The 4,485-nt window shown below is 61.1% G+C and carries 8 protein-coding genes; 1 reads left to right on the top strand and 7 read right to left on the bottom strand.

What is annotated here, in order from left to right; all coding sequences use genetic code 11:
- Positions 1-176: transposase (locus FS320_RS38715; RefSeq protein ID WP_192926244.1), on the top strand; the 176-nt coding region annotated here is incomplete at its 5' end.
- A 153-nt stretch (positions 177-329) separates the two neighbouring features.
- Here FS320_RS38715 and FS320_RS38710 read toward each other — a convergent pair.
- Genes FS320_RS38710 through FS320_RS38680 form a run of 7 tightly spaced genes read right to left on the bottom strand, consistent with a single transcriptional unit; the run spans position 330 to position 4,386 of the window.
- Positions 330-1,181, bottom strand: coding sequence for a CheR family methyltransferase (locus tag FS320_RS38710; protein ID WP_152717649.1), 852 nt, complete (start codon positions 1,179-1,181; stop codon positions 330-332).
- Positions 1,178-2,293 carry a protein-glutamate methylesterase/protein-glutamine glutaminase gene (locus FS320_RS38705; protein WP_152717647.1) on the bottom strand — a complete coding sequence of 372 codons (1,116 nt, stop codon included), beginning with the start codon at positions 2,291-2,293 and terminating at the stop codon, positions 1,178-1,180. Before FS320_RS38705 ends, FS320_RS38710 begins: the two co-directional genes overlap by 4 nt.
- Before the next feature lie 4 nt (positions 2,294-2,297).
- The gene (locus FS320_RS38700; protein ID WP_152717645.1) at positions 2,298-2,681 is read right to left on the bottom strand and encodes a response regulator; all 384 of its coding nucleotides are present in this window, start codon (positions 2,679-2,681) and stop codon (positions 2,298-2,300) included.
- A gap of 52 nt (positions 2,682-2,733) precedes the next feature.
- Positions 2,734-3,183, bottom strand: a complete 450-nt coding sequence (locus FS320_RS38695) for a hypothetical protein (protein ID WP_244627661.1) — start codon at positions 3,181-3,183, stop codon at positions 2,734-2,736.
- A complete protein-coding gene (locus FS320_RS38690; protein ID WP_152717643.1) occupies positions 3,180-3,527 on the bottom strand; it encodes a magnesium transporter CorA family protein in 348 nt (115 codons plus the stop codon). Before FS320_RS38690 ends, FS320_RS38695 begins: the two co-directional genes overlap by 4 nt.
- A gap of 41 nt (positions 3,528-3,568) precedes the next feature.
- The gene (locus FS320_RS38685; RefSeq protein WP_152717641.1) at positions 3,569-4,081 is read right to left on the bottom strand and encodes a rod-binding protein; all 513 of its coding nucleotides are present in this window, start codon (positions 4,079-4,081) and stop codon (positions 3,569-3,571) included.
- A gap of 50 nt (positions 4,082-4,131) precedes the next feature.
- Positions 4,132-4,386 (bottom strand): hypothetical protein, encoded by a 255-nt coding sequence (locus FS320_RS38680; RefSeq protein ID WP_152717639.1) that lies wholly within the window; start codon positions 4,384-4,386, stop codon positions 4,132-4,134.
- Positions 4,387-4,485: the final 99 nt, after the last annotated feature.

Below are 4,485 nucleotides of genomic sequence, written 5' to 3'. Positions count from 1 at the left end.
ATCTCGCCCGGGCGGAGTTCGCAACGCTGCGGTTGCGCCTGCTCAAGATCGCCGTGCGGGTGCAGGAAACCACCAGCCGCATCCGACTGGCCTTTGCCTCGTGCTGTCCGGAAGCGGATCTCGTCCGCCGTCTTGCGAGCGCTCTGGCACCCCAGCCCCGGGCGGCCTCGCCCTGAGCGCCGGGGCTGCCATCGCCCCGGTCATCCCATCCCGTCCCTGCCAACGCGTTCCCCACGTTCCAGACCTTGCCGCGGTGAAAGAAACGCAGCGGATCGGCACGCCCGCGCTACCAAATAGGCCCCGAAACAAACTCTGGTGAATAGGAACGGCTAGCGTGCGCCGACGGCAAACATCTTTGGCGCATTCGCCGTCGGATTCTTCGAATAGAGACCGCGATGAGCCGGGTCGAGCGTTAGAGCGTCGGTGACCCCGAGCACGGTCTCGGATGCCCCGAGCAGGAGCGAGCCATCCGCCGCCATCGTAGTGGCGATCCTGCGCAGGACATTGGCTTTGAGAGGCGCATCGAAGTAGATCAGCACGTTGCGGCAATAAACGATATCGAACGGACCGAGGCGGCTGAAATCGTCGAGAAGGTTGAGATAGCGGAAGTCCACCATGGAGCGAATCTCGGATGAGATCTGCCATTGGTCTCCCGTTTGGGTGAAGTACTTAACGAGGAGCCGGATCGGCAATCCGCGCTGCACCTCGAACTGGTTGTAGAGACCGGCCTTCGCCTTCTCCAGCACTTCCGTGGAAATGTCGGACGCCACGATGTCGATATGCCACCCCGGCATGCGGGCGGACGCCTCCTTCAGGAGCATCGCCAGCGAATACGGCTCCTGGCCGCTCGACGCCGCGGCGCACCAGACCCGCAGCCTGCGGCTGGAGGCCCGCTCCTTGAGATACTTGGGAAGCAGGACATCCTGGAAGAGATCGAACGGCGTCTTGTCCCTGAAGAAGAAGGTCTCGTTAGTCGTCATCGCTTCGATCGTCGCCTTCTCGAGCGCGATCGAGCGGCTGGTTCTGATCTCACGGACGAGGTGCGAGAGGCTCTCGATCTTGAAGCGCGTGCAGACCGACGAGAGACGGCTCTCGACGAGATAGCGCTTGTCCGGAGACAAGGCCAGGCCCGACCGGGCCTTCAGAAAGACGCGCAGGGCTTCGAATTCGGCTTCGGTCATTTCGAAGATCCCGTGATGAGGCCCTTCAGCGAGCGGCCGATTGATTCCAAGGGGAGGACTTCATGGGCGAAGCCCGCCTTCACGATGCTGCCCGGCATGCCCCAGACGATGCTCGTCGCCTCGTCCTGGGCGATCACGGTCGCGCCCGCCTTGGTGAGGAAGCGCGCTCCAGGCGTACCGTCCGAGCCCATGCCGGTCAGGACCACGGCAAGCGCCGACGCCCCATAGACCGCGGCGGCCTCCCGGAACAGGACATCGACGGCGGGACGGCAGAAATTCTCGGGAGGCCCGTCATTGAGCCGGATCGTCGCCTTGCCTCCGGAGGATACGACGCCCATATGGCGCCCGCCGGGAGCGACCAGGATCGTTCCGGGGACGACGGCGTCACCATCCCGCGCCTCCCGTGCCGGAACCGACAGCAGAGTGTGCAGATGCTCGGCAAAGACCGCGGTGAACATCGCCGGCATGTGCTGAACGATCAGCACGGGAATATTCGCCAGCACCGGCCGCATGTCCGAGAGAACCCGTTCGACAGCGCGCGGGCCGCCCGTCGACGAACCGATGAGCAGGCATTGAGGCTTCGTGGTACCGGGTCTTGCAGAAGCCAGTGGAGTCGAGGAGACCACGGTCGGAGCCGGCGCCGTATAGGCCCTCGGCTGTCGGACTTTTGTTTCGCTCAGGGCCCGCAGCTTCTCGACGAGATCGCGGCGGAAGTCATTCGCCGCTCCGGCAGCGCGAGCACTTTCCGGCTTCGCCAGATAGTCGACCGCGCCGAGCGAGAGGCATTTCAGGGAGATCTCGGCATTTCTCTGCGTGAGCGTCGAGATCACGATCACCTTGCTCGCCGGATGCGCCTTCAGGATCAGCGGCAGAGCGGCAAGCCCGTCCACTTCCGGCATCTCGATATCGAGCAGGATGATCTCGGGTTTCGAGCGTTCCGCCGCATCGACGGCCATACGACCGTTGGACGCGGTGGCGACGATGTCGAAGCCGCCGGCTTCCGTCAGCCATCGGCCGATCATGCCACGAATGACGGCGCTGTCATCCACGATCATCACGCGGGTGAGGCGACCGGGAACCTGGCTTGTCTGAGGGACTGGAGATAGAGCCATCGTCTCACACCGAATGGGATACAGAAAGAACACCCAGCTCCTGGAGCTTGGCGGCGAGAATGTCCTTGTCGAAAGGCTTCATGACATACTCGTCCGCGCCGGCCTCCAGCGCGCGTCTGATATGGTCCAGGCCATTCTCCGTCGTGCAGAAGACGACCTTCGGAGTTTGGCCTTCCGGTGTGCTGCGCAGTTCCTTGAGGAAGCTGTAGCCGTCCATGACAGGCATGTTCCAATCGAGGAGGATCACGTCCGGCATCTCGGCTTGGCAGGCCTTCACGCCCGCCTCTCCATTCTCGGCTTCCGAGACTCGAAAACCGAGGCTCTCGACAATTTCGCGGGATACCTTGCGGATCACGCGGGAGTCATCAACGATCAGGCAATAGCTCATAAACAATTTCCCAGGCCCCATCGCCCCTGCCGCTTCGGATAGAAAGACGGTACTAGGAGCGGATGTCGGATTTATCGACGAAGTTGAAATTCTCGACCAAGATCTCTTTGACGATGTCGGCACCCAACCGCTTGTTGATCTTCTCTCGGACGTTGCCGATCATTCCATTGACGTTGTAGCGAGAGAGTTTTTTGAAATCGAGCGTCTCATCGGCGTAGACGTAGCGAAAGACCTCGTCCTGGATGAAAGCCTCGGGAGGCACGGAGATCTCGCGCAGAGTCTTGGCGTCCGCCGTAAAGACCAGATTCGCGATCACATAACCCTGCACGGCCCCTTCCGCGACGATCGGGATATTCATCGGAGGCAGCTTCTTATACTGCAAGCCCTCGTAGTTCCCCTTCTCCTCCGTGGGCGCCTTGCCGACGGTCCAGGTCACGGCCGCGTAGCAGGATGCCAGCGTGACGGCGCAAACCCAGAAGCCCGCCATGACGTTCTTCATCATGCGCCGAAGCCCGCCCTGTTCATGTGCACCGAGTACGTGCTGTCGGACTCCGCGTTCTGTATCGCGTTCGAGATGATGCTGGCGACCTCCTGCACGGCATGCATGTGACGCTGCAGAATATTCTGGTTGGCCTCGATCTTAACCTGGAGATCCTGGAGACGCTTGGTCGCCTTCTGGTCAAGCGCATGGATCTCGGCCGTCCGGACGATCCGGCTGATCTCAAGGAGGCATTGGCTCTTGCGCCGGTTGAACTCCTCCAGATTGGACAGGTCACGCGCCATGAGAGCGGCCGTTTCCATATCCAGAGTTTCTTCAAGGCGATCAAGGGACTTCATCAGCATCATGTTGCTTCCTGTTCAATGGCGATGGCCGGCCGCCATCCTCGTCATATCTTTTGGGGTGAAGTCTTACCGGAGAAGGACGGCGGCGCCGGAGGAGCTAGGATATCTGCGGAGGGTCCGGTCTCCCGGGGGCCGAGAAGCTGCTTTGCGACGCCGATGCCGCCCACCCTCGAAATCTGCGCCCCGATCTGCTCAGCCATCATGGACTTCCAGATGGATCCGGCATTGCCCTTGCCGTATGTGTTCTCGGCATCCTTCGGGAGCATGGACTCAACGAATGTCTGCAGAATATAGGCTTCGAATTCCTGGTGCGCCTTCTTCGTCCGGGCGGCACTGGTCAACTCGGCATCGTTACGAAGCGAGTTTCGTAGAGTGTAAACATCGGCGCCGGACGTCATCAGAGGCTGTCCGGCCACCGACTTCACGGCATCATCGAAGCTGGCGCCTTCCACGGCGGATGCGCCATCGAGAAGCTTCTGCGCGGCAGCTTGGTAGCGCGCAGGGTCGGCTGCCCTCGCGACGTCGTTGACAATATCTGAGGGCGGGCTGATCGCCATCTCGCATCTCTCAAGTTTCTATACTTGAGACAACTTGTAACTCCGCTAGCTTACGGGAAGCTTGCGCTATCGCCCTTTGCGAGCAACTCGAGAATGGAGGCGAGATCCTTTTTCTCAGTTTCCCGTCGCTCCTGATCCTTAAGACCGGACAGCATCTTCTCCGTCCGCTTCGCCTGCATGGCCTTGTCGATGGTGACGGCCTTCTGCGCCACCTTCGCCTTCTCCACGACGCTGGCTTGAGACGCCAATCCTTGCAGGCGCTTAGCAGCGACATCGGTAATAGGGGCAAAACCGTTGGCGATCACGCTAAGGAGCAGCGGTCGCTGACCAGATCTGCCAGGCGCGGGACGGCTGGCGCATCAGCAATTCCCAGTCTATCGCCAAGATAGCTCCAGAATGACACT

Source organism: Microvirga tunisiensis, from assembly GCF_009296175.1.
Lineage (GTDB): Bacteria > Pseudomonadota > Alphaproteobacteria > Rhizobiales > Beijerinckiaceae > Microvirga > Microvirga tunisiensis.
Note: the sequence above shows the minus strand (reverse complement) of the source record. Positions and strands in the feature narration are given on the sequence as shown.